Consider the following 22,047-nt stretch of genomic DNA (forward strand, 5'->3'; position numbering starts at 1 on the left):
GCCGATGATATCTCCTTAAATCACCAGCCACAGCAGGGCAAGCACCACGATAGCTGCCAGCGCGATAACCCACGGTTTTTTCAATACCAGCCACGGTGAGGCGGGAGGCGCCTGAACCGGCGGGATCGCCAGCGTCTCCTGGGCTCTGGCGACCCTGAGCACGAAAATTTTGTTGAGCAGCGTCAGCAACTGCGCCGCGCTGAGCGGCGTTTGCGCCGTCGCGTGCCAGTGGGTTTGGGCAAAATCCATCACTCTTTGCCATTCCGCGGCTTCAAGCGGCTGTTTTAATGCGGCCTGCAGCGAGGTTAGCGTCGGTGCAGCCTGCGAACTGAGCGTTTGCCGGGCATGTAGCCAGTACGAGAGGGGAGTGAAGTGGGTCGCCGGGATCAGCTCTCCGCTCTTGACGCCGCTTAGCTCCAGCATGGATTGCCAGATAAGCTTGCTGGACTCGCCGGTGGCCGCCGCGAGTTTGGTCACCTGCTGATTGAGCGTGTTGTGCTCCGCGGGCAGCAGCGGACGATGCGTTGGCGGGCGCTGCTGCGGCTGAGGAATCGAGAGCTGGCCGCTTTGCAGGAGCTGCAGAACATTCTCCAGCTGCGGCTGGGACAAGGCATGCAGGGCGGTTTGACCGTCATGCTGACGAATATAATCGCTGACCGCCTGGCGATTGTTGCCCTGATTCAGCAGCTCGCTCAGCTGCGCCAGGATTTGCCGACGGTGATGATTTTGCTGGGCGAGGATTAGGCGCTGGTTCAGGCTGTTCTCGGCGGCGGCAAAATGGCTTGCCAGCAGCGGCGCGTCGTTTTTCAGGCTCAGATCGTGTTTTACGCAGGCCCACACTTCCGCATTTTGCTGGGATGTTAAAGCCACCAGGCGCGTAATGAGCCGCTCAAGCGCGGTACGCTGCTGAGTGGTGAGCGGAGGTTCGCCTGAGCCCGGAGGGCGATCGGACATACCTGAAACGGGTTGCGTCATGATTAATCCTTTGCGTATTGCTGTACTAAATTACTGTACTAAGGGCCGGGTGGTGATGTTCCTGGCGGGCAGATTATGGCACACTTCCCCGGTTTACTCTCGCTCTCAGACAGGTACTGAACCGTGAAAATCCTCGTTGATGAAAATATGCCCTATGCGCGCGAGCTTTTTAGCCGCCTGGGGGAAGTGAAGGCCGTTGCAGGTCGCCCTGTCCCGGTTGAAGCGCTGAATGACGCCGATGCGCTGATGGTGCGATCCGTCACCAAAGTTAACGAAGCGCTACTTTCTGGCAAAGCGATCAAATTTGTTGGCACCGCGACGGCGGGTACCGATCATGTCGATCAGGCGTGGCTACAGCAGGCGGGAATCGGTTTTTCCGCGGCGCCGGGCTGCAACGCTATCGCGGTGGTGGAATATGTGTTTTCCGCGCTGCTCATGCTGGCCGAGCGTGACGGTTTTGCGCTGGCCGACCGTACCGTCGGGATCGTGGGCGTCGGCAACGTGGGCGGGCGTCTGCAAAAACGCCTTGAGGCGCTGGGAATCAAAACGCTGCTCTGCGATCCGCCGCGCTCCGATCGCGGCGACGAGGGGGATTTCCGCTCCCTTGACGAGCTGGTGCAGGACGCGGACATTTTGACGTTCCATACCCCGCTCTATAAGGAAGGGCAGTACAAAACGCTGCACCTGGCGGATGAGGCGCTGATTCGCCGCCTGAAGCCGGGGACGATTTTAATCAACGCCTGCCGTGGTCCGGTGGTGGATAACGCCGCGCTGCTGCAGCGGCTGCAGGCCGGGCAGGCATTAAGCGTGGTGCTGGATGTCTGGGAGCCGGAGCCGGATCTGAATACCGAATTGCTCAAGCGGGTGGATATTGGTACGCCGCATATTGCCGGCTATACCCTTGAAGGCAAAGCGCGCGGTACGACGCAGGTTTTTGAGGCCTACAGCGCGTTTATTGGTCATCCACAGCAGGTGGCGCTGGACACGTTGCTACCGGCGCCGGAGTTTGGCCGCATTACGCTGCACGGGCCGCTCGATCAGGCAACGCTAAAACGGCTGGCGCATTTGGTGTATGATGTGCGCCGCGATGATGCGCCGCTGCGAAAAGTCGCGGGCGCTGCGGGCGAGTTCGACAAACTGCGCAAAAATTATCAGGAACGCCGTGAATGGTCTTCGCTGTACGTACAGTGCAGCGATGCGCAGGCGGCGACGCTGTTGCGCCAGCTGGGCTTTAACGCCGTTCATCATCCTGTTCGTTAATATCATCTTAATGCTCCTGCTGGATAATCCGGCAGGGCCGCTTTTTTCTGGAGTACACCACCATGTCTGAAGGCTGGAATATTGCCGTACTGGGCGCAACGGGCGCCGTAGGCGAAGCCCTGTTCGAAACGCTTGCCGATCGTCAGTTCCCGGTGGGGGATATTTATGCGCTGGCGCGTAGCGATAGCGCCGGTGAACATCTGCGTTTTTCGGGCAAGTCGGTTATCGTTCAGGATGCGGCGGAATTTGACTGGACCCAGGCCCAGCTGGCCTTTTTTGCCGCCGGTGTAGAGGCCTCCGCCGCGTATATCGAAGACGCCACTAACGCGGGCTGCCTGGTGATTGATTTAAGCGGTCTGTTTGCGCTGGAGCCGGACGTGCCGCTGGTGGTGCCGGATGTTAACCCGTTCGTACTGGCGGATTACCGCAATCGCAACGTTATCTCGGTCGCGAATAGCCTGACCAGCCAGCTGCTGTCGGCGTTGAAACCGTTGATCGATCGGGGCGGCCTGGCGCGTATCAGCGTGACCAGCCTGCTTTCCGCTTCCGCTCACGGTAAAAAAGCGGTCGATGCCCTCGCGGGGCAGAGCGCCAAATTGCTTAACGGTATTCCGATCGACGAAGATGATTTCTTCGGTCGTCAGCTGGCGTTCAATATGCTGCCGCTGCTGCCCGATCGTGAAGGAAGCGTGCGTGAAGAGCGCCGTATCGTCGATGAGGTCCGCAAAATCCTGCAGGATGATGGCCTGATGATCTCCGCAAACGTCGTTCAGTCGCCGGTGTTTTACGGCCATGCGCAGATGGTGAGTTTTGAAGCGCAGCGTCCGCTGGCCGCCGAAGAGGCGCGCGATGCCTTTAGCCTTGGCGAAGATATCGAACTGTCCGAAGAGGGCGAGTTCCCGACGCAGGTCGGCGATGCTTCCGGTAACGCCCGCCTCTCCGTCGGCTGCGTGCATAACGACTACGGTATGCCTGAGCAGGTGCAGTTCTGGTCCGTCGCCGATAACGTCCGTTTTGGCGGCGCGCTGATGGCGGTAAAAATCGCTGAGAAGCTGGTTCAGGAGTATTTGTACTGATGTCTGAGATGGAGCAGCCGCCGGTCTACAAAATCGCGCTGGGCATCGAATATGATGGCAGCAAGTACTACGGCTGGCAGCGGCAGAACGAAGTCCGCAGCGTACAGGAGAAGCTGGAAAAGGCGCTCTCGCAGGTAGCGAACGAGCCTGTTAACGTTTTTTGCGCGGGCCGTACGGATGCCGGCGTTCACGGTACCGGTCAGGTCGTGCATTTTGAAACCCGCGCGCAGCGTCAGGATGCCGCATGGACGCTGGGCGTAAATGCGAATTTGCCCGGCGACATTGCGGTGCGCTGGGTAAAGCCGGTTCCACCGGATTTTCATGCCCGCTTCAGCGCCACGGCGCGTCGCTATCGTTATGTTATCTATAATCATCGTCTGCGGCCGGCGGTATTGAGCCGCGGCGTAACCCATTATTACCTCCCGCTGGATGCAGAGCGGATGCAGCGCGCCGCTCAGTGTCTGCTGGGAGAGAATGATTTCACCTCGTTTCGTGCGGTACAGTGCCAGTCGCGCACGCCGTGGCGCAACGTGATGCATATTAACGTCACCCGTTATGGTGCATATGTGGTGGTGGACATCAAAGCGAATGCCTTTGTACATCATATGGTAAGGAACATTGTCGGCAGTCTGATGGAAGTAGGTGCCGGTAACCAGCCAGAGAGCTGGATTGCAGAACTTCTGGCGGCAAAAGACAGGACGCTTGCCGCCGCAACGGCAAAGGCGGAAGGATTGTATCTGGTGTCGGTGGACTACCCGGCCCACTACGACCTCCCGGTCATGCCGATGGGCCCGCTGTTTCTGGCGGACTAACCGGGTTATTAAGGGCTAACGCAAACTATGGACCTGATTCACTTTTTAATTGATTTTATCCTGCATATTGATGTGCATCTGGCTGAGCTGGTCGCGGAGTACGGCATTTGGGTATACGCGATTTTATTCTTGATTCTGTTCTGCGAAACTGGCCTGGTGGTCACGCCGTTCCTGCCGGGGGATTCGCTGCTGTTTGTGGCAGGTGCGCTCTCCGCGCTGCCGACCAACGATCTCAACGTGCATTTAATGGTGCTGCTGATGGTCATTGCCGCGATTGTTGGCGATGCCTTGAACTACACAATTGGCCGGCTGTTTGGCGAAAAGCTCTTCAGTAATCCCAATTCGAAAATTTTCCGCCGCAGCTACCTGGATAAGACCCATAGCTTCTACGAACGCCACGGCGGTAAGACCATCATCCTGGCCCGTTTCGTGCCGATCGTCAGAACGTTTGCGCCGTTTGTGGCGGGAATGGGGCATATGTCCTATCGTCATTTTGCGATGTATAACGTTGTTGGCGCGCTGCTGTGGGTACTGTTATTTACCTACGCGGGTTATCTGTTCGGCGATTTGCCGATCGTCCAGGAAAACCTTAAGCTGCTGATCGTGGCGATTATCGTCCTGTCCGTATTGCCGGGCGTGATTGAAGTCATCCGCCACAAGCGGGCGGCGGCGAAACAGGCGAAATAACGCGGCGACGATCTTCGGGCGGTATGCCGCCGCCCGAAGAGTGAAGTGTGAGCGGTTCGACCACTTTTTTATCCCATGTTACGGGATGTTATGATTTAATGTGCAACATTCATGGTCTGTGAGGGGCAAAAATGGCATTATGCGCCCCTTGCGACAAAACTGGCATCGACCAGGTTCAGGTAGAAAGGTTATCAATGAGCTGGATTGAACGAATTAAAAGCAATATAACCCCCACCCGTAAGGCAAGTATCCCTGAAGGTGTATGGACCAAGTGCGACAGCTGCGGTCAGGTATTGTACCGCGCAGAGCTGGAGCGCAACCTGGAGGTTTGCCCTAAGTGCGATCACCACATGCGTATGTCGGCGCGCAACCGCCTGCATAGCCTGCTGGACGAAGGTTCCCTCGTGGAGCTGGGAAGCGAGCTCGAGCCGAAAGATGTGCTGAAGTTCCGCGATTCGAAAAAGTATAAAGACCGTCTGGCGTCCGCCCAGAAAGAGACCGGCGAAAAAGACGCGCTGGTGGTCATGAAAGGCACCCTGCATGATATGCCGGTTGTTGCCGCCGCTTTCGAATTCTCCTTTATGGGTGGGTCGATGGGCTCCGTGGTCGGCGCGCGCTTTGTTCGCGCGGTTGAGCAGGCTCTGGAAGACAACTGCCCGCTGATTTGCTTCTCCGCATCCGGCGGCGCCCGTATGCAGGAAGCGCTGATGTCGCTGATGCAGATGGCGAAAACCTCCGCTGCGCTGGCGAAAATGCAGGAGCGCGGCTTGCCGTATATCTCCGTGCTGACCGACCCAACCATGGGCGGCGTGTCTGCGAGCTTTGCGATGCTGGGCGATCTCAACATCGCTGAGCCAAAAGCGCTGATCGGCTTTGCCGGCCCCCGCGTTATCGAGCAGACCGTTCGCGAGAAGCTGCCGCCGGGATTCCAGCGCAGCGAGTTCCTGATTGAGAAAGGGGCGATCGACATGATCGTACGCCGCCCGGAAATGCGTCTGAAGCTGGCCAGCATTCTGGCGAAGCTGATGAACCTTCCGGCGCCAAATCCGGAACCTGCTCACGAAGGTGAGGTGGTGCCACCGGTGCCGGATCAGGAACCAGAGGCCTGATAATGCAGAGGGCAGGCCTGACGGCGCTGCCCTTTTTTTTACGCGTAGTTATCCTAACTCTTGCCGGACATCATGGAAAAACAACCTATTCCTCAGGCCACGTCGCCCCTGGCTACGTGGCTTTCTTATCTGGAACATCTGCACAGCAAAACTATCGATCTCGGGCTGGCGCGCGTCAGCGAGGTCGCGCAGCGGATGGCGGTAATGAAACCTGCGCCGTTTGTCTTTACGGTGGCGGGGACCAACGGCAAAGGCACCACCTGCCGTACCCTGGAGTCGGTGCTGATGGCGGCGGGCTATAAGGTTGGCGTTTACAGTTCGCCGCATCTGGTGCGCTACACAGAGCGGGTGCGGGTGCAGGGCGAAGAGCTGGCGGAGCTCGCGCATACGACCTCTTTTGCCGAAATTGAAGCCGCGCGCGGCGAGATTTCCCTGAGCTATTTTGAGTTTGGCACCCTCTCCGCGCTGTGGCTGTTTCAGCAGGCGCGGCTGGATGTGGTGATTCTTGAGGTGGGCCTGGGCGGCCGCCTGGATGCGACCAATATCGTCGATGCTGACGTGGCGGTGGTGACCAGTATTGCTCTCGACCATACCGACTGGCTGGGGCCCGATCGCGAAAGCATCGGTCGCGAAAAGGCGGGGATTTTCCGCCCTGGTAAACCGGCTGTCGTCGGCGAACCCGATATGCCGTTGACCATCGCTGAGGTGGCGAGCGAAAAAGGGGCGCGGCTCCTGCGCCGTGACGTTGACTGGCAGTATGACGCCAGTGAACAAGGCTGGTCCTTCCGCGATCGTCAGGGGGCGTTAAGCGATCTGCCGCTGCCGCAGGTCCCGCTGCCGAATGCGGCTACGGCGATTGCGGCCTTGCGCGCCAGCGGGCTTAAGGTAAACGAGCAGGCGATGCGCGATGGCGTTCAAAACGCGATGCTGCCGGGGCGTTTCCAGATAATCAGCGATGCTCCCCGGACGATCCTGGATGTTGCCCATAATCCGCATGCGGCGGCCTATCTCGCCGGGCGTCTCAAAACCTTATCGAAAACGGGGCGCGTGCTGGCGGTTATTGGTATGCTGCATGACAAGGATATCGCGGGAACGCTGGCAAATTTACAGGCCGAAGTTGACGACTGGTACTGCGCGCCGCTGGAAGGTCCGCGCGGAGCCACGGCGGAGCAGCTGCTGGAACATTTGCGCGCAGGTAAAGTCTATACTAGCGTCGCTGAGGCGTGGCATGCCGCGATGGCGGACGCCGGGCCTGAAGATACGGTGCTGGTGTGTGGTTCATTCCATACGGTGGCGCATGTAATGGAAGAAATAGACGCGGGGAGAATCGGTGGCGAGTAAGTTTCAGAACCGTTTAGTCGGGACGATTGTGCTGGTGGCGCTGGGGGTGATTATCCTGCCAGGGCTGCTGGATGGTCAGAAAAAACATTATCAGGATGAGTTTGCCGCCATTCCGCTGGTGCCAAAACCGGGGGATCGCGATGAGCCGGATATGCTGCCAGCGGCGACCCAGGCGCTGCCTTCGCAGCCTCCTGAAGGGGCGGCGGAAGAGGTGAGGGCCGGCGATGCCGCTGCGCCATCGCTGGATCCGTCGCGGATACCGGTGAATAACAACAGTTTTGATGTGGTGCAGGAGCCGGTGGTCGCACCGAAACCACAGCCGAAACCTCAGCCGAAGCCGGTAGAGAAGCCGCAACCGCAACCACAGCAGCAGCAGGTTACGGCGCAGACGCCGCCCCCTAAACCGCAGCAGCAGGCTGAAATTCCGGCGCCAACCGGTAAAGCCTATGTGGTGCAGCTTGGGGCGCTGAAGAACGCCGATAAGGTTAACGAGATTGTCGGTAAGCTGCGCGCTTCCGGCTTTAAAGTTTACACGTCGCCTTCGACGCCGGTGCAGGGTAAAATTACCCGTATTCTCGTGGGGCCGGATACCTCGAAGGATAAGCTGAAAGGTCAGCTTGGTGAGCTGAAGCAGCTTTCGGGACTTAGCGGCGTGGTCATGGGCTACAGCCCGAACTAACTCTCTCTTTTTTAAAGGAGTAGAGTGCTGAAACCCCTGTCTGACGCGCCCTGAAGAGGCGAAAGACAGTATGGCGTTGAATGTTTTTTCAGCGCCATTTTTATTTCTGTAGGGCACGGAAATCCCTACGCAAACGTTTTCTTTTTCTGTTAGAATGCGCCCCGAACCGGACGACAGGGCGTAAAATCGTGGGACGTATATGGTCTGGATTGATTACGCCATAATTGCGGTGATTGGTTTTTCCTCACTGGTTAGCCTGATCCGCGGCTTTGTTCGTGAAGCTTTATCGCTGGTAACCTGGGGATGCGCTTTCTTTGTTGCCAGTCATTACTACACTTACCTGGCTGTCTGGTTCACGGGCTTTGAAGACGAACTGGTCCGAAATGGGATTGCTATCGCGATACTGTTTATCGCAACGCTTATCGTCGGCGCTATCGTTAACTTTGTGATAGGTCAGCTGGTGGAAAAAACCGGCCTGTCGGGAACCGACAGGGTGTTAGGGATCTGCTTTGGCGCCCTGCGCGGGGTGCTAATCGTCTCGGCGATTCTGTTCTTTCTCGATAGCTTTACCGGTATGGCGAAAAGCGAAGACTGGCAAAAGTCTGAGCTTATCCCGCAGTTCAGTTTCGTTATCAGATGGTTCTTTGACTATCTGCAGAGCTCGTCAAGTTTCTTGCCCAAAGCATAAGCGTTGGGATGTAGCTTAACGAGGAAAAGACGTATGTGCGGTATTGTCGGTATCGCCGGTGTTATGCCGGTAAACCAGTCGATTTATGACGCGTTAACGGTGCTTCAGCATCGTGGCCAGGATGCCGCAGGCATCATCACCATTGATGCGAACAACTGTTTCCGTTTGCGTAAGGCGAACGGTCTGGTGAGCGACGTTTTTGAAGCTCGCCATATGCAGCGTATGCAGGGCAATATGGGTATTGGTCACGTTCGTTACCCGACGGCTGGCAGCTCCAGCGCCTCCGAGGCACAGCCTTTCTACGTCAACTCGCCGTACGGCATTACGTTGGCGCACAACGGTAACCTGACTAACGCTCACGAGCTGCGTAAAAAGCTGTTTGAAGAAAAACGCCGCCACATCAACACCACCTCTGATTCCGAAATCCTGCTCAATATCTTCGCCAGCGAGCTGGACAACTTCCGCCACTATCCGCTGGAAGCAGACAACATTTTTGCGGCGATCGCCGCCACCAACCGCCAGATTCGCGGCGCTTATGCCTGCGTGGCGATGATTATCGGTCACGGCATGGTCGCTTTCCGCGACCCGAACGGCATTCGTCCGCTGGTGCTGGGCAAGCGCGATATCGGCGATGGCCGCACCGAGTATATGGTCGCTTCGGAAAGCGTGGCGCTGGATACGCTGGGCTTTGAGTTCCTGCGCGACGTGGCGCCTGGTGAAGCGGTATATATCACCGAAAAAGGCCAGCTGTTTACTCGCCAGTGTGCGGAAAACCCGGTCAGCAACCCGTGCCTGTTCGAGTACGTCTATTTTGCGCGTCCAGACTCCTTCATCGACAAAATTTCCGTTTACAGCGCCCGCGTCAATATGGGCACGAAGCTGGGCGAGAAAATTGCCCGCGAGTGGGAAGATCTGGATATCGATGTGGTCATTCCCATTCCGGAAACCTCCTGCGATATCGCGCTGGAAATTGCCCGCATCCTCGATAAGCCGTATCGCCAGGGGTTTGTTAAAAACCGCTACGTTGGCCGTACCTTTATCATGCCGGGCCAGCAGCTGCGCCGTAAGTCCGTGCGCCGTAAGCTTAACGCCAACCGCGCCGAGTTCCGGGATAAGAACGTGCTGCTGGTGGATGACTCCATCGTGCGCGGCACCACCTCTGAGCAGATTATCGAGATGGCGCGCGAAGCCGGGGCGAAGAAAGTGTATCTGGCCTCCGCTGCGCCGGAAATTCGCTTCCCGAACGTGTATGGCATCGATATGCCAACCGCCAATGAGCTGATAGCCCACGGGCGTGAGGTAGATGAGATCCGCCAGATCATCGGCGCCGATGGCCTGATTTTCCAGGATCTGGACGATCTGATTGACGCGGTGCGCGCGGAGAACCCGGATATTCAGCAGTTTGAATGCTCGGTGTTCAACGGTATCTACGTCACTAAAGATGTCGATCAGCAGTATCTGGACTATCTCGACTCTCTGCGTAACGACGACGCGAAAGCGGTTCAGCTGCAGAATGAAGTTGAAAACTTAGAGATGCACAACGAAGGGTAATCCTCTGTTTTGCTGAGAGCCCGCGGTCTGACGGCCGCGGGCTTTTTTATTTTCTCGCGCCAAATGCGGGTCCGCGGTTGCGTCGGAGACTATAATCCGGCAAAGTCTGCGCCATTGTGTGAAAGGGGCAATCATCGTGAAGCGACTCATTATCGGTATTTCTGGCGCCAGCGGCGCGATTTACGGCGTACGCTTGCTCCAGGTTTTGCGCGAAGTTTCGGATGTCGAAACCCATCTTATTTTAAGCCAGGCCGCGCGCCAGACGCTGGCGCTGGAGACGGATTTCTCCCTGCGCGAGGTGCAGGCGTTAGCCGACGTGGTGCACGATGCCCGCGATATCGCCGCCAGCATCTCTTCCGGCTCTTTTAAAACCGCCGGGATGGTGATTTTGCCATGCTCAATGAAGACCCTCTCCGGCATCGTTCATAGCTATACCGACGGGCTGCTGACCAGGGCGGCGGACGTGGTGCTTAAAGAGCGCCGGCCGCTGGTGCTGTGCGTACGGGAAACGCCGTTCCACCTTGGCCATTTACGGCTGCTGGTCCAGGCGGCGGAAATGGGCGCGGTGATTATGCCGCCGGTTCCGGCGTTTTATCATCGCCCGAAAAGCCTGGACGATGTGATCAATCAGACGGTCAATCGCGTGATCGATCAGTTCGATATCTCTCTTCCGCAAGACCTCTTTTCCCGCTGGCAGGGCGCGTAGGGCGCACTAAGATAGTGCGCTTTGTTCACATCCGCCTCCCTGCAGTGCAATTTTGTCGCCTCGATCAAATCCTCAACATTTAATTTGTTTTTTTGCGCTGCGGCACTGCGGTTTATCCGTTATTGCTGGTATCTTCCCTTTTAAGACAAACTTGCAACCTTTATTTAACATATTTAACGCCATTTCCAGCACGCACTGAGAAAATGGCATAAAACGTGCAAGATTTTGCCGGCAGTACAAATAACAAGATAACGCATCGCATAACAACATCACGACACTTAAGGGTAACCTATGAAGAAGACGGTCCTGGCTCTCTCTTTAATGATGGGAATTTGCAGCGCCTCCAGCGCGTTCGCCGCGCTGCCGCAGAATATCCGCATTGGCACCGATGCCACCTACGCGCCTTTCTCTTCAAAGGATGCGAAAGGGGATTTCGTGGGTTTTGACATTGATTTGGGTAACGAGCTCTGTTCGCGCATCAAAGTAAAATGCACCTGGGTCGGCAGCGATTTCGACTCCCTGATCCCGTCGCTGAAGGCCAAGAAAATCGACGCCATTATCTCTTCGCTGTCGATTACGGAAAAACGCCAGCAGGAAATCGCCTTCTCTGACAAGCTCTACGCGGCCGACTCCCGCCTGATCGCCGCCAAAGGCTCGCCGATTCAACCGACGCTGGAATCCCTCAAAGGCAAGCATGTTGGCGTACTGCAGGGCTCCACCCAGGAGGCCTATGGTAATGAACGCTGGCGCAGCCACGGCGTGGACGTTGTGGCCTATCAGAATCAGGATTTGATCTACTCAGACCTTGCTGCGGGTCGCCTGGACGCCGCGTTGCAGGATGAAGTGGCCGCCAGCGAGGGCTTCCTCAAGCAACCTGCCGGTAAAGATTTTGCCTTTGCCGGTCCTTCCGTTAAAGACAAAAAGTTCTTCGGTGATGGTACCGGCATCGGCCTGCGTAAGGACGATAGCGAGCTGAAGGCCGCGTTTGATAAAGCGCTGGCCGACATGCGTAAAGACGGCACCTACGACAAAATGGCGAAGAAATACTTCGACTTCAACGTTTACGGTGATTAAGACGCCCGCTGGCCCGGACGCCGGGCCATGCGCATCCCTTTCTGTCTGATTTTGGTGCAGCTGCGCTTTTAGCGGATCAATTTGGTGCAGGAAATTGCGCACGCGATGTTAAAAAGTGCATAGTTAAGCGTTTCCGATGCGAAAAAATTTGCTTTCCGGCGCAGAATGCTTTGCCTTACCGGGGCGAATAATGGCACGATAACTGCCGTAAGTACTTCTAATAAATCCGTTAGAATGACAGTCTGTTGAGGATAGTTATGAAAAAACTGGCGTTGTCTCTCTCTTTAGCGCTGGCCCTTTCCAGCGTTTCCACTGTATTCGCAGCCATTCCGCAAAAAGTCCGCATCGGCACCGATCCTACTTATGCCCCGTTCGAATCGAAGAATGCGCAGGGTGAACTGGTGGGTTTTGACATCGATCTGGCAAAAGAGCTCTGTAAGCGTATCAATACGCAATGTACCTTCATTGAGAACCCGCTGGACGCGCTGATCCCTTCTTTAAAAGCGAAGAAAATCGACGCCATTATGTCTTCGCTTTCGATCACCGAAAAACGCCAGCAGGAAATTGCCTTCACCGACAAACTGTACGCGGCTGATTCACGCCTGGTCGTGAAAAAAGGCAGCGATATTACGCCAGACCTCGCGAAGCTGAAAGGCAAGCGCGTCGGTGTTCTCCAGGGTACCACCCAGGAAACCTACGGCAACGAGCACTGGGCGCCAAAAGGCATTGAAATCGTTTCCTATCAGGGACAGGACAATATTTATTCCGACCTGACTGCCGGACGCATTGACGCGGCGTTCCAGGATGAAGTCGCCGCCAGCGAAGGCTTCCTCAAACAGCCTATCGGCAAGGATTATCAGTTCGGCGGTCCGTCGATTAAAGACGAGAAGCTGTTCGGCGTCGGCACCGGTATGGGGCTGCGCAAAGAGGATAACGAACTACGTGAAGCACTGAATAAAGCCTTTGCCGAGATGCGCCAGGATGGCACCTACGACAAGCTGGCGAAGAAATATTTCGATTTTAACGTGTACGGCGACTAACCATCCCGCGTACCCCGTCGCGCGTTATTTTGCGCGCGATGGTTGATGACAGACAGGGCAGACAGCATGCTGTACGGGTTTTCACAGGTTATTTTTCAGGGCGCGCTGGTCACCCTTGAGCTGGCGTTAAGCTCGGTCGTTCTGGCGGTGCTTATCGGTCTGGCGGGCGCCGGGGCGAAACTTTCCAACAATCGTCCGTTGGCGTTGATTTTTGAAGGCTATACCACCTTAATCCGCGGCGTGCCCGATCTGGTGCTGATGCTGCTGATTTTCTACGGGCTACAGATTGCGCTCAATGGCGTAACCGATGCGCTTGGCCTGGCGCAGTTTGATATCGACCCCATGGTGGCGGGGATCATCACGCTGGGCTTTATTTACGGGGCCTACTTCACCGAAACCTTTCGCGGCGCCTTCCTGGCGGTGCCAAAGGGACATATTGAAGCGGCGACGGCCTTCGGCTTTAGCGGTGGGCAAACCTTTCGTCGTATTCTGTTTCCGGCAATGATGCGCTACGCGCTGCCCGGAATCGGCAACAACTGGCAGGTTATCCTCAAAGCGACCGCGCTGGTCTCACTGCTGGGACTGGAAGATGTGGTCAAGGCAACCCAGCTGGCGGGTAAAAGCACCTGGGAGCCGTTCTACTTTGCCATCGTCTGTGGCCTGATTTATCTGGTATTTACAACGGTTTCCAATGGTGTGCTGCTGATGCTCGAACGCCGTTATTCTGTGGGCGTGAAGAGGGCCGACCTGTGATTGATATTATTCAGGAGTACTGGAAATCCCTGCTGTGGACCGACGGCTATCGCTTTACCGGCGTGGCGATTACGCTCTGGCTGCTGATCTCTTCCGTGGTGATGGGCGGCATCCTGGCGGTTTTCCTCGCCATTGGCCGAGTGTCGAGCAATAAATTTATCCAGTTCCCCATCTGGCTGTTCACCTATATCTTTCGCGGCACGCCGCTGTACGTCCAGCTGCTGGTGTTCTATTCCGGAATGTACACGCTTGAGGTCGTCAAAGGCACAGAACTGCTGAACGCCTTCTTTCGCAGCGGCCTGAACTGTACGGTGCTGGCGCTGACGCTGAACACCTGCGCCTACACCACGGAGATTTTCGCCGGGGCGATTCGTTCAGTGCCGGCAGGCGAGATAGAAGCCGCCCGGGCGTACGGTTTTTCTTCGGTCAAAATGTATCGCTGCATTATTTTGCCTTCCGCGCTGCGTATTGCGCTGCCTGCATACAGCAACGAAGTGATTCTGATGCTGCATTCCACCGCGCTGGCTTTTACCGCCACGGTGCCGGATCTGCTGAAAATTGCCCGCGATATTAACTCGGCAACCTACCAGCCGTTTACCGCCTTCGGTATTGCCGCAGTACTGTATTTAATTATCTCGTATGTGTTGATTAGCCTGTTCCGCAGGGCGGAAAAGCGCTGGCTCCAGCATATCAAACCTTCTTCGACGCACTGAGAACGCCATGTCCGACAATAAATTAAATGTAATCGATCTGCATAAACGTTACGGCGAGCATGAAGTACTGAAGGGCGTCTCACTGCGGGCGAAAGCCGGAGACGTGATCAGTATTATTGGCTCATCCGGTTCCGGGAAAAGTACCTTTTTGCGCTGTATTAACTTTCTTGAGAAGCCCAGCGAAGGGACGATCGTTGTTAACGGGCAAAACATTGGCCTGGTTCGCGATAAAGACGGTCAGTTAAAGGTTTCTGATAAAAATCAGCTACGTTTGCTACGTACTCGCCTGACGATGGTATTCCAGCATTTTAACCTGTGGAGCCATATGACGGTGCTGGAAAACGTGATGGAGGCGCCGATTCAGGTGCTGGGCCTGAGTAAACAGGAAGCGCGCGATCGGGCGGTAAAATACCTGGCGAAAGTCGGTATTGATGAACGTCAGCAGATTAAATATCCGGTTCATCTCTCCGGCGGCCAGCAGCAGCGCGTTTCCATTGCCCGCGCGCTGGCGATGGAGCCCGACGTACTGCTGTTTGATGAACCGACGTCGGCGCTTGACCCTGAACTGGTGGGCGAAGTGCTGAGGATCATGCAGCAGCTGGCGGAAGAGGGGAAAACCATGGTCGTGGTCACCCATGAAATGGGCTTTGCACGCCACGTCTCCTCGCACGTGATCTTCCTGCATCAGGGCAAAATTGAAGAAGAAGGGCATCCTGACGAGGTTTTCGGCAACCCGAAAAGCCAGCGTCTGCAGCAGTTCCTGAAGGGCTCTTTGAAGTAAACACTGTCCAGCCCCCGGCGGAACACTCTCCGTCGGGGCGGCTAACGCTCCAGCCGATACACCCAGTCGTCATAGTCAATGCCGTTCAGATGGTACGCTTTTTCGAGCACCTGAATGCGGATAAAGCCGTGTTTTTCCAGCAGACGGGAAGAGCCCGCGTTACTGCCCAGCACCCAGGCATTTATTGCGTGAACGCCGAGCTGCTGAAATCCGTAGTCGCAAATCGCTTTTAGCGCTTCACTGGCGTAACCCTTCCCCTGAGCATCAGGCAGGAGAGCGTATCCGACATCCGCTTCGTGCGGATTTTTACCGCTGATGCGCAGGCCAATATCGCCAACCGCCGCGCCGCTGGCGTCGCGCAGTACGAATACGCCCGGGTCAGCGCAGCGTGATGCAAACAGCGTCCGCAGCGCCGGCTCCTCAAGAATCTCGCCCATATAGCGCATCACTTCCGGGTCTCGCCTTAAGCGCAGGAAAAAAGGCCAGTCGGATGAGTGAAACGGAGAGAGGCGCAGGCGCGGAGTGGTGAGTATTCTCATAAAGCGGTCCATAGCGGTGGATTATTCCGCCACCTTAACATCATAAAGCGCCGGAAGGGCAATGCGTCTAAGCAACCGTCGGACAAGCCCGGGGCTGATTTCCGAAGCCGCGCAGATAGCGCAGCACGGTGGTGCTCTCCGGCGTCGCCCTCAGTTGTAGCGCCAGGTTGAGGTTATCCAGAACTGTCGCGTGGGCGACCAGCGGTGAATCTTCGGCAAGCCGTCCTTCCATCACCAGCCAGCCCACGACGGTTTTCCAGCGCCACAGCGGGGAGTTGCCTTTAACCCGCTGTACCGGCCCGGGAAACTGACCTGAGCCTCGTGCGCCATCTTTTAATAAGGCGACGGCCTGTCGCGTCAGGCCGGTAAGTTCGGCAATATCGCTTAAACCGACCAGCGCGGAATCGACGGATTCAACCCGCGCGTTCAGAGCCGATGCGGATTCGATATCGGCAATCGCTGACAGAATAGCCTGCTCAAGAGAGTCTCTTTCGCGATCGAACTCCAGATAGACCGCCGTTCCGTAAAAACAGACCAGGGCGTCAGCGCAGCCTGCGGCATGCAGCGCATCTTCCAGACCCACGGTACGAGCAGTTACGCCGGAGAGGGTGAGCGTAAAATTATACAGCGCCATGGTTTAATCCTTCTTGTGGTTAATCTGACCCGAGGCAGGCGGCTGGCAGCGGTCGACCATTCTGATAATTTGCCTGGCGTGGTTAATGGGTACCGCAGGCGTTGACCAGATGCTCATCATATGTTCCCGGTGCCGGGCTGTCCCACACATCAACCTGCCAAAACAGTGAGCGCTTTTGCCGCCAGTGATAAAAATCCAGTCTCGTGCCAGCGCGTAGTCAATAGCTGCTCTGATATGTTTATCCGGATGTTCCTTCATCAATTCGTCCTGGTAATGCTGAATAAATTGTTGACGAATGTCAACGGTGTGATGGTGTTAAATTACACACAGGGGTTATGGCAGAGTGAAAGGCATATCACTGGAATGAGATTCACAGTTAAGGCGACACAGGACGGGTGATTTTTGCGCGCTGCGAGGCGGGTTCCATAAATTAATCAGGGAGAGCGATACTCTCCCTGATGGAGCTGGACTACCGCAGCACGTTGGCCAGCGCTTCTTCCAGATCGTACCAACGAAAGCCAAATCCGGCGGCTTCCAGGCGTTTAGGCAGCGCGCGCTGGCCGCCGAGTACCAGAACGGAAGATTCACCCATCAGCAGGCGAATGGCCGCCGCCGGGACGCGGAAAATGGCAGGGCGATTTAGCGCATGCCCCAGCGCGTGGGCGAACTGCTCGTTGCGCACAGGGTAAGGGGAAACCATATTAAACGGCCCCCGCAGGTCGTTATCCAGCAGCCAGAGAATACCGTTGACCATGTCGTCGATGTGGATCCACGCCAGATATTGCCTTCCGCTACCGATAGGGCCGCCGAGGCCAAGCTTAAAGGCCGGCGTCATTTTGGCCAGAATACCGCCTCGCGGCGCCAGCACCACGCCGGTACGCAGCAGGCAGACGCGGGTGCGATCGCTCTGCGCTTCGCAGGCGATTTGCTCCCAGCGGGCGCAAAGCTTGTGGGTAAACTCGTTGTGCGGCGGCTCCTCTTCGGTTACCACGACTTCACCGAGGTCGCCATAATAACCGGCGGCGGAGCCGCTAATCAGCACCGAGGGGGGCGTATCGCTGGCGTTGAACAGCGTGACCAGCTTTTGGGTGATATCCCAGCGGCTGTGGCAGAGACGCTGTTTCTGCTCCGCCGTCCAGCGCTTATCGGCGATCGGCTCGCCGGCCAGATTAATGACGGCATCAATGCCGTTGAGGTTCGCCTGATGCTCGAAATCGCGCCACAGGGTGACGCGCGAATCGAGGCGGCTTTTGGCCTTTTCAGGGCTGCGCGTAGAAACCGTTACGTGATGTCCAAGCTCCAGTAGCCGGGGGATCAGATGGCGGCCAATCAGGCCGGTACCGCCAGTAAGCAGAACGTTCATAGCGCCTCCCTAAGATGCGTCTAGCGCCGCCAGCTCATCGTCATGGATACCGAATCGGCGTAGCGCAGCGCATGCAGTTTATCGATCTCTACTTCAGCATATGTGACCCAGTGATGTTCGCGTGCGATGTCGAGCACATCCTGAGTTAATTTTTCCAGCAGAGAGAAGCGGTTATTCTCAATATGGCTAATAATGCGCTTGGTGATGGTGCGGTAGTTCAGCGCATCGTTAATATCTTCGCTGTTGCGTGATTTTTCCGCCGGGTAGTGGATCGCGACGTTAACCACCACGTCCTGGCGGTTGGCGATCTCTTCCTCTTTAATTCCGATAAAAGTACGCAGGCGCAGGTTCTTAATTCGAATAATGGCGTCTGGTTGAGACATGGCAGGCTTCCTCCGTGTAGTAATTTCCGCAATCATACATCAAAGCTTCCCGGGCGAGCAGGGGGTTAATGGGCTTCTGTTTTCAGAAGCGCTTCAACGGTGGCCGGGCGCTGGCGAATGCGTTCAAACCAGTTATGCACCGCCGGGTAATTGGCAAGGTCGATACGCTGGCGCTGATGGGCATTCACCCACGGCCAGCAGGCGATATCGGCGATGCTGTAGTGATTGCCGCCAAGCCAGGGACTCTCGCCAAGGCGCCGATTGAGCACGCCATACAGGCGCTGCGTTTCCACCTGATAGCGCTCAATGGCGTAGGGCACCGCCTGCGGAGCAAAGTGGTTGAAGTGATGATTTTGTCCGAGCATCGGCCCCAACCCGCCGACCTGCCAGAATAACCACTGTAGGGTGACGTGGCGCTCGCGGAGCTCGCCGCTCAGTAATTTTCCAGTTTTTTCAGCCAGATAGAGCAGGATGGCGCCGGATTCAAACAGGCTTAATGGGCCACCACCGTCGGCGGGAGCGTGGTCAACGATCGCCGGGATCTTGTTGTTGGGTGAGATCGCGAGAAACTGCGGATGAAACTGTTCCCCCTTGCCGATATCCACCCGGATGAGGCGATACGCCAGCTGCGCTTCTTCGAGGAATAACGTGATTTTGTGGCCATTAGGAGTGGGTGCGTAGTAAAAATCGATCATGAAAATTCCTCGCCGTCACAGGTCGCAAACTTTTCGAGTATAGGTGAACTGGCATCATCCGACAGGTTTGCCTCATCCTGGATGACTTTCGCCGATCGCGTTCACCCCCTGAGAAGTATGTAAGATCCTCAGCGTGGCGGTCAGTGACATCCTCTGAAAGACAGGATATGTTGGCGTATCGCCCCATTACATTAGCCATTGAGGATGCTATGAGCCAGCCCGCGATTACCCTGTGGTCCGACGCCGATTTTTTCTCGCCATATGTGATGTCCGTATACGTTGCCCTGCAGGAAAAGAGCCTGCCTTTTACCCTGAAAACCGTTAACCTCGACAGCGGCGAACATTTGCAAAGCGGCTGGAAAGGCTACAGCGCGACGCGTCGCGTACCGCTGCTGGAGATCGGGGAATTCTTCCTGAGCGAATCCTCCGCGATTACCGAATATCTGGATGAGCGCTTTGCGCCCCCGGAATGGGAGCGGCTTTACCCGCATGACCTGCAAAAGCGCGCGCGGGCGCGTCAGGTGCAGGCCTGGCTGCGTAGCGATTTAATGACGATTCGCGAAGAGCGCTCCACGGACGTGGTCTTTGCCGCAGCAAAGAAACCTCCGCTCAGCGAAGCCGGGAAAAAAAGCGCCGACAAGCTGTTTGCAACGGCTGGCGTTCTGCTGTCCCATGGCGGGCAGAATCTATTTGGCGAATGGTCCATTGCCGATACCGACCTGGCGCTGATGCTCAATCGCCTGGTCCTGAACGGCGATGAGGTTCCCGCCGCGCTGGTGGATTACGCCACCTTCCAGTGGCAGCGGGCGTCGGTTCAGCTCTACGTCGCACTCTCAGCCAAACGCGCGGGCTGATAAGCGCCAGCGGTTCCGTTATCATAGCGGCATCGTAATGCGTGGAGATGAAATGTATGAAGCTGATGTTTGCCTCGGATATCCACGGCTCTCTGCCTGCCGCTGAACGCGTGCTTGCGCTGTTCGCGCGCAGTGGGGCGCAGTGGCTGGTTATCCTCGGCGATGTGCTCAATCACGGGCCGCGTAACGCTCTTCCCGAAGGCTATGCGCCAGCCCAGGTCGCGGAGGCGCTAAATAGCGTGGCGGAGCGGGTGATTGCCGTACGCGGCAACTGCGACAGCGAAGTCGATCAAATGCTGCTGCGGTTCCCCATTACCGCCCCCTGGCAGCAGGTTTTGAGCGCGCGAACCCGTCTGTTTCTGACCCACGGGCATCTGTATAGCCCCGAAAATTTGCCTCCTCTCGCTGCTGGCGATGTGCTGGCTTATGGCCATACTCATATTCCGGTTGCCGAGAAACGCGGCGAGATTTTTCTCTTCAATCCCGGCTCGGTCAGCATCCCTAAAGGGGGATTTACCGCCAGCTACGGTCTTCTGAACGAGGGGCAATTGCAGGTTTTAGCACTCGATGATAATCAGGTTATTGCAGAGGTCGCAATTTACCCGTAATTTACCCCTCAACCGTATAGACGCGCCGCAAGAGCGCTTTAAAAAGTAAGGTTTCCTGATGGCGGAACAGAATCATTTGGCAAGCACAGAATGGGTCGATATTGTTAATGAAAACAATGAGGTGATAGCACAGTCCAGCCGCGAACAAATGCGTGCGGAGTGCCTGCGTCATCGAGCGACCTACATTGTTGTTCATGATGGGATGGGCAAAATCCTGGTGCAGCGTCGTACCGAAACAAAAGATTTCCAGCCGGGCATGCTGGACGCCACCGCCGGCGGCGTGGTGCAGGCTGACGAGCAAATGCTGGAATCCGCGCGCCGTGAGGCGGAAGAAGAGCTCGGTATTGCCGGCGTGCCTTTTGCTGACCACGGGCAGTTCTACTACGAAGATAAACACTGCCGCGTCTGGGGCGGCCTGTTTAGCTGCGTATCGCACGGCCCGTTCGCGCTGCAGGAAGAAGAAGTGAGCGAAGTGTGCTGGCTGACGCCGGAAGAGATCACCGCCCGCTGCGATGAGTTCACTCCGGACTCATTAAAAGCGCTGGCGCTGTGGATGACCCGCAATGCGAATAATGAGTCAGCAAAAAGCGAAAAGCAGGAAGAGGCTGAGTAGTTTTCTAACAGCTGTCCCTCATGCATAAACTGGACGCGATGGGCTTTCTGTCGCTCCAGTTTCCCTCCGTAAGACGCTCCAGAAGGGCGCGCCCGGCTTCTATACCAATCTTATGGTGTGGTACCGCCATGGTCGTTAACGGCGGCTGGCAGACCCGGCTCACGTCGCTGTCGCCAAAACCGACGACGGCTAAATCATCCGGTACCTTTATGCGCCGACGCTGACATTCATACAGCGCTCCGCATGCCAGCTCATCGGAAACGCAAACCAGCGCATCCAGCTCCGGCCATGCCAGCAAAAACTCCGGCAGCTGTGAAGCGCCGGTGGAAAAGTTGGCGGGCAGCGCGGCGTTAATTACCCGGTTAGGCGACATATGATGGCGCAGCATGGCTTTATACCACCCCTGCAAATGCTGCTGAAAAATCCACTGTTCCTGATTGGCGCACAGCAGACCGATATTCTGATAGCCGCGGTGGATAAGCATCTCCGTCAGCTCGAACATCGCCGCTACGTTATCAATGCCAATATTCATGTCGATCGGATCGGCGCGCATTGCGCCCATCTCCACCACCGGAATCGAGGCGTTCTTCAGCCAGTGGCGTACGGTATCGCTGTGTTCAACGCTAAGCAGAATGGCGGCGGCGATGTTAGAGGCCAGCAGCGTTTCCAGCAGCTTTTCTTCCTGCTCCAGACGGTGCAGCGATTCTGCCAGCATGATTTGATACCCTGCCGGCTGTAATATCTGCTGAAGCCCGGCAAACATCGCCGAACAGCCCGCCTCGGCAAGATTTGGTACCACCATCGCGATGGTTCTTGAGGAGGCAGACGCCAGCGCGCTGGCGGCGAGATTAGGCATATACCCTAGCTCTTGCACCGCCGCTTCGATTTTTTCACGTAGCTTATCGGAAACCTGTTCCGGCGTGCGAAGGGCGCGGGACACGGTCATCGTTCCCACACCAGCCAGCTGAGCAACATCGGCGATCGTGACTTTACCGGTACTACGCCGTTTTCGGGTTAGAGACATACATATTCCTGCTAAACAGACGTTTTTATTATCATCCATTACTTCATGTGTCAGGGAGTATACGCCTTAAACGGGCCTTTTTGCTGCGT

General features: G+C 56.5%; 26 protein-coding genes. 18 read left to right on the forward strand and 8 right to left on the reverse strand.

The window, feature by feature from the left end:
• Positions 1 to 15: 15 nt before the first annotated feature.
• Positions 16 to 975: a flagella biosynthesis regulator Flk gene (flk, locus tag CDA56_RS18665; protein ID WP_025106658.1), complete on the reverse strand. Its 960-nt coding sequence runs from the start codon at positions 973 to 975 to the stop codon at positions 16 to 18.
• Between the two features lie 123 nt (positions 976 to 1,098).
• On the opposite strand from flk, the gene pdxB reads away from it, so the two are divergent.
• The 15 genes from pdxB to hisP all read left to right on the forward strand — a co-directional run bounded on the left by pdxB (position 1,099) and on the right by hisP (position 15,245).
• Positions 1,099 to 2,235, forward strand: a complete 1,137-nt coding sequence (gene pdxB, locus CDA56_RS18670; protein WP_064391565.1) for a 4-phosphoerythronate dehydrogenase PdxB — start codon at positions 1,099 to 1,101, stop codon at positions 2,233 to 2,235.
• Positions 2,236 to 2,297: 62 nt separating this feature from the next.
• A complete protein-coding gene (locus tag CDA56_RS18675) occupies positions 2,298 to 3,311 on the forward strand; it encodes an aspartate-semialdehyde dehydrogenase (protein WP_004852895.1) in 1,014 nt (337 codons plus the stop codon).
• Positions 3,311 to 4,123: a tRNA pseudouridine(38-40) synthase TruA gene (truA, locus tag CDA56_RS18680; RefSeq protein WP_009654666.1), complete on the forward strand. Its 813-nt coding sequence runs from the start codon at positions 3,311 to 3,313 to the stop codon at positions 4,121 to 4,123. Before CDA56_RS18675 ends, truA begins: the two co-directional genes overlap by 1 nt.
• A 27-nt stretch (positions 4,124 to 4,150) precedes the next feature.
• Positions 4,151 to 4,810 (forward strand): DedA family protein, encoded by a 660-nt coding sequence (locus tag CDA56_RS18685; protein ID WP_004123217.1) that lies wholly within the window; start codon positions 4,151 to 4,153, stop codon positions 4,808 to 4,810.
• A 194-nt stretch (positions 4,811 to 5,004) separates the two neighbouring features.
• Entirely contained in the window at positions 5,005 to 5,919 is a 915-nt protein-coding gene (gene accD, locus CDA56_RS18690; RefSeq protein WP_004870882.1) for an acetyl-CoA carboxylase, carboxyltransferase subunit beta, read from the forward strand.
• A 72-nt stretch (positions 5,920 to 5,991) separates the two neighbouring features.
• Positions 5,992 to 7,260, forward strand: a complete 1,269-nt coding sequence (gene folC / locus CDA56_RS18695; protein WP_064357778.1) for a bifunctional tetrahydrofolate synthase/dihydrofolate synthase — start codon at positions 5,992 to 5,994, stop codon at positions 7,258 to 7,260.
• Positions 7,250 to 7,939 carry a cell division protein DedD gene (gene dedD / locus CDA56_RS18700; RefSeq protein ID WP_025106662.1) on the forward strand — a complete coding sequence of 230 codons (690 nt, stop codon included), beginning with the start codon at positions 7,250 to 7,252 and terminating at the stop codon, positions 7,937 to 7,939. Before folC ends, dedD begins: the two co-directional genes overlap by 11 nt.
• 199 nt (positions 7,940 to 8,138) lie before the next feature.
• Positions 8,139 to 8,627 (forward strand): colicin V production protein, encoded by a 489-nt coding sequence (cvpA, locus tag CDA56_RS18705; RefSeq protein WP_004104143.1) that lies wholly within the window; start codon positions 8,139 to 8,141, stop codon positions 8,625 to 8,627.
• Between the two features lie 33 nt (positions 8,628 to 8,660).
• Positions 8,661 to 10,178 (forward strand): amidophosphoribosyltransferase, encoded by a 1,518-nt coding sequence (gene purF, locus CDA56_RS18710; protein WP_004123211.1) that lies wholly within the window; start codon positions 8,661 to 8,663, stop codon positions 10,176 to 10,178.
• A 136-nt stretch (positions 10,179 to 10,314) separates the two neighbouring features.
• Entirely contained in the window at positions 10,315 to 10,884 is a 570-nt protein-coding gene (locus CDA56_RS18715; RefSeq protein WP_004852887.1) for a UbiX family flavin prenyltransferase, read from the forward strand.
• Between the two features lie 291 nt (positions 10,885 to 11,175).
• The gene (argT, locus tag CDA56_RS18720; RefSeq protein WP_025106663.1) at positions 11,176 to 11,958 is read left to right on the forward strand and encodes a lysine/arginine/ornithine ABC transporter substrate-binding protein ArgT; all 783 of its coding nucleotides are present in this window, start codon (positions 11,176 to 11,178) and stop codon (positions 11,956 to 11,958) included.
• Between the two features lie 257 nt (positions 11,959 to 12,215).
• Positions 12,216 to 12,998, forward strand: a complete 783-nt coding sequence (gene hisJ, locus CDA56_RS18725) for a histidine ABC transporter substrate-binding protein HisJ (RefSeq protein ID WP_004123203.1) — start codon at positions 12,216 to 12,218, stop codon at positions 12,996 to 12,998.
• A 66-nt stretch (positions 12,999 to 13,064) separates the two neighbouring features.
• Positions 13,065 to 13,751, forward strand: coding sequence for a histidine ABC transporter permease HisQ (locus CDA56_RS18730; RefSeq protein WP_014230269.1), 687 nt, complete (start codon positions 13,065 to 13,067; stop codon positions 13,749 to 13,751).
• Entirely contained in the window at positions 13,748 to 14,464 is a 717-nt protein-coding gene (gene hisM / locus CDA56_RS18735; protein WP_004852883.1) for a histidine ABC transporter permease HisM, read from the forward strand. The genes CDA56_RS18730 and hisM overlap by 4 nt, the downstream gene beginning before the upstream one ends.
• 7 nt (positions 14,465 to 14,471) lie before the next feature.
• The gene (gene hisP, locus CDA56_RS18740) at positions 14,472 to 15,245 is read left to right on the forward strand and encodes a histidine ABC transporter ATP-binding protein HisP (protein ID WP_004852881.1); all 774 of its coding nucleotides are present in this window, start codon (positions 14,472 to 14,474) and stop codon (positions 15,243 to 15,245) included.
• A 41-nt stretch (positions 15,246 to 15,286) separates the two neighbouring features.
• Here hisP and CDA56_RS18745 read toward each other — a convergent pair whose 3' ends face one another.
• From CDA56_RS18745 to yfcG, 6 genes are all read right to left on the reverse strand, one after another.
• A complete protein-coding gene (locus tag CDA56_RS18745; RefSeq protein ID WP_071957318.1) occupies positions 15,287 to 15,784 on the reverse strand; it encodes a GNAT family N-acetyltransferase in 498 nt (165 codons plus the stop codon).
• 67 nt (positions 15,785 to 15,851) lie between these two features.
• Entirely contained in the window at positions 15,852 to 16,418 is a 567-nt protein-coding gene (locus tag CDA56_RS18750) for a hypothetical protein (RefSeq protein ID WP_032750748.1), read from the reverse strand.
• A 3-nt stretch (positions 16,419 to 16,421) separates the two neighbouring features.
• Positions 16,422 to 16,676 carry a hypothetical protein gene (locus CDA56_RS18755; protein ID WP_032720494.1) on the reverse strand — a complete coding sequence of 85 codons (255 nt, stop codon included), beginning with the start codon at positions 16,674 to 16,676 and terminating at the stop codon, positions 16,422 to 16,424.
• Between the two features lie 211 nt (positions 16,677 to 16,887).
• Entirely contained in the window at positions 16,888 to 17,781 is an 894-nt protein-coding gene (locus CDA56_RS18760; RefSeq protein ID WP_048260663.1) for a TIGR01777 family oxidoreductase, read from the reverse strand.
• Between the two features lie 20 nt (positions 17,782 to 17,801).
• Positions 17,802 to 18,164 (reverse strand): dihydroneopterin triphosphate 2'-epimerase, encoded by a 363-nt coding sequence (gene folX / locus CDA56_RS18765; RefSeq protein WP_004104107.1) that lies wholly within the window; start codon positions 18,162 to 18,164, stop codon positions 17,802 to 17,804.
• Positions 18,165 to 18,229: 65 nt separating this feature from the next.
• Positions 18,230 to 18,859 (reverse strand): GSH-dependent disulfide bond oxidoreductase, encoded by a 630-nt coding sequence (gene yfcG / locus CDA56_RS18770; protein ID WP_014230264.1) that lies wholly within the window; start codon positions 18,857 to 18,859, stop codon positions 18,230 to 18,232.
• A 209-nt stretch (positions 18,860 to 19,068) separates the two neighbouring features.
• Between yfcG and yfcF the strand changes: the two genes are divergently transcribed.
• From yfcF to yfcD, 3 genes are read left to right on the forward strand one after another with little or no spacing between them, the layout of a single operon-like run.
• Complete coding sequence (gene yfcF / locus CDA56_RS18775; RefSeq protein ID WP_103814839.1) at positions 19,069 to 19,713, forward strand: glutathione transferase; 645 nt, start codon at positions 19,069 to 19,071, stop codon at positions 19,711 to 19,713.
• A 56-nt stretch (positions 19,714 to 19,769) separates the two neighbouring features.
• Entirely contained in the window at positions 19,770 to 20,321 is a 552-nt protein-coding gene (gene yfcE, locus CDA56_RS18780; protein WP_014230262.1) for a phosphodiesterase, read from the forward strand.
• Positions 20,322 to 20,379: 58 nt separating this feature from the next.
• Positions 20,380 to 20,934 carry an NUDIX hydrolase YfcD gene (yfcD, locus tag CDA56_RS18785; protein ID WP_004852867.1) on the forward strand — a complete coding sequence of 185 codons (555 nt, stop codon included), beginning with the start codon at positions 20,380 to 20,382 and terminating at the stop codon, positions 20,932 to 20,934.
• Between the two features lie 4 nt (positions 20,935 to 20,938).
• On the opposite strand, the gene CDA56_RS18790 is transcribed toward yfcD, so the two are convergent.
• Positions 20,939 to 21,958, reverse strand: a complete 1,020-nt coding sequence (locus tag CDA56_RS18790) for a LacI family DNA-binding transcriptional regulator (RefSeq protein ID WP_103814841.1) — start codon at positions 21,956 to 21,958, stop codon at positions 20,939 to 20,941.
• Positions 21,959 to 22,047 lie beyond the last annotated feature (89 nt).

It is taken from the genome of Klebsiella michiganensis (assembly GCF_002925905.1).
Lineage (GTDB): Bacteria > Pseudomonadota > Gammaproteobacteria > Enterobacterales > Enterobacteriaceae > Klebsiella > Klebsiella michiganensis.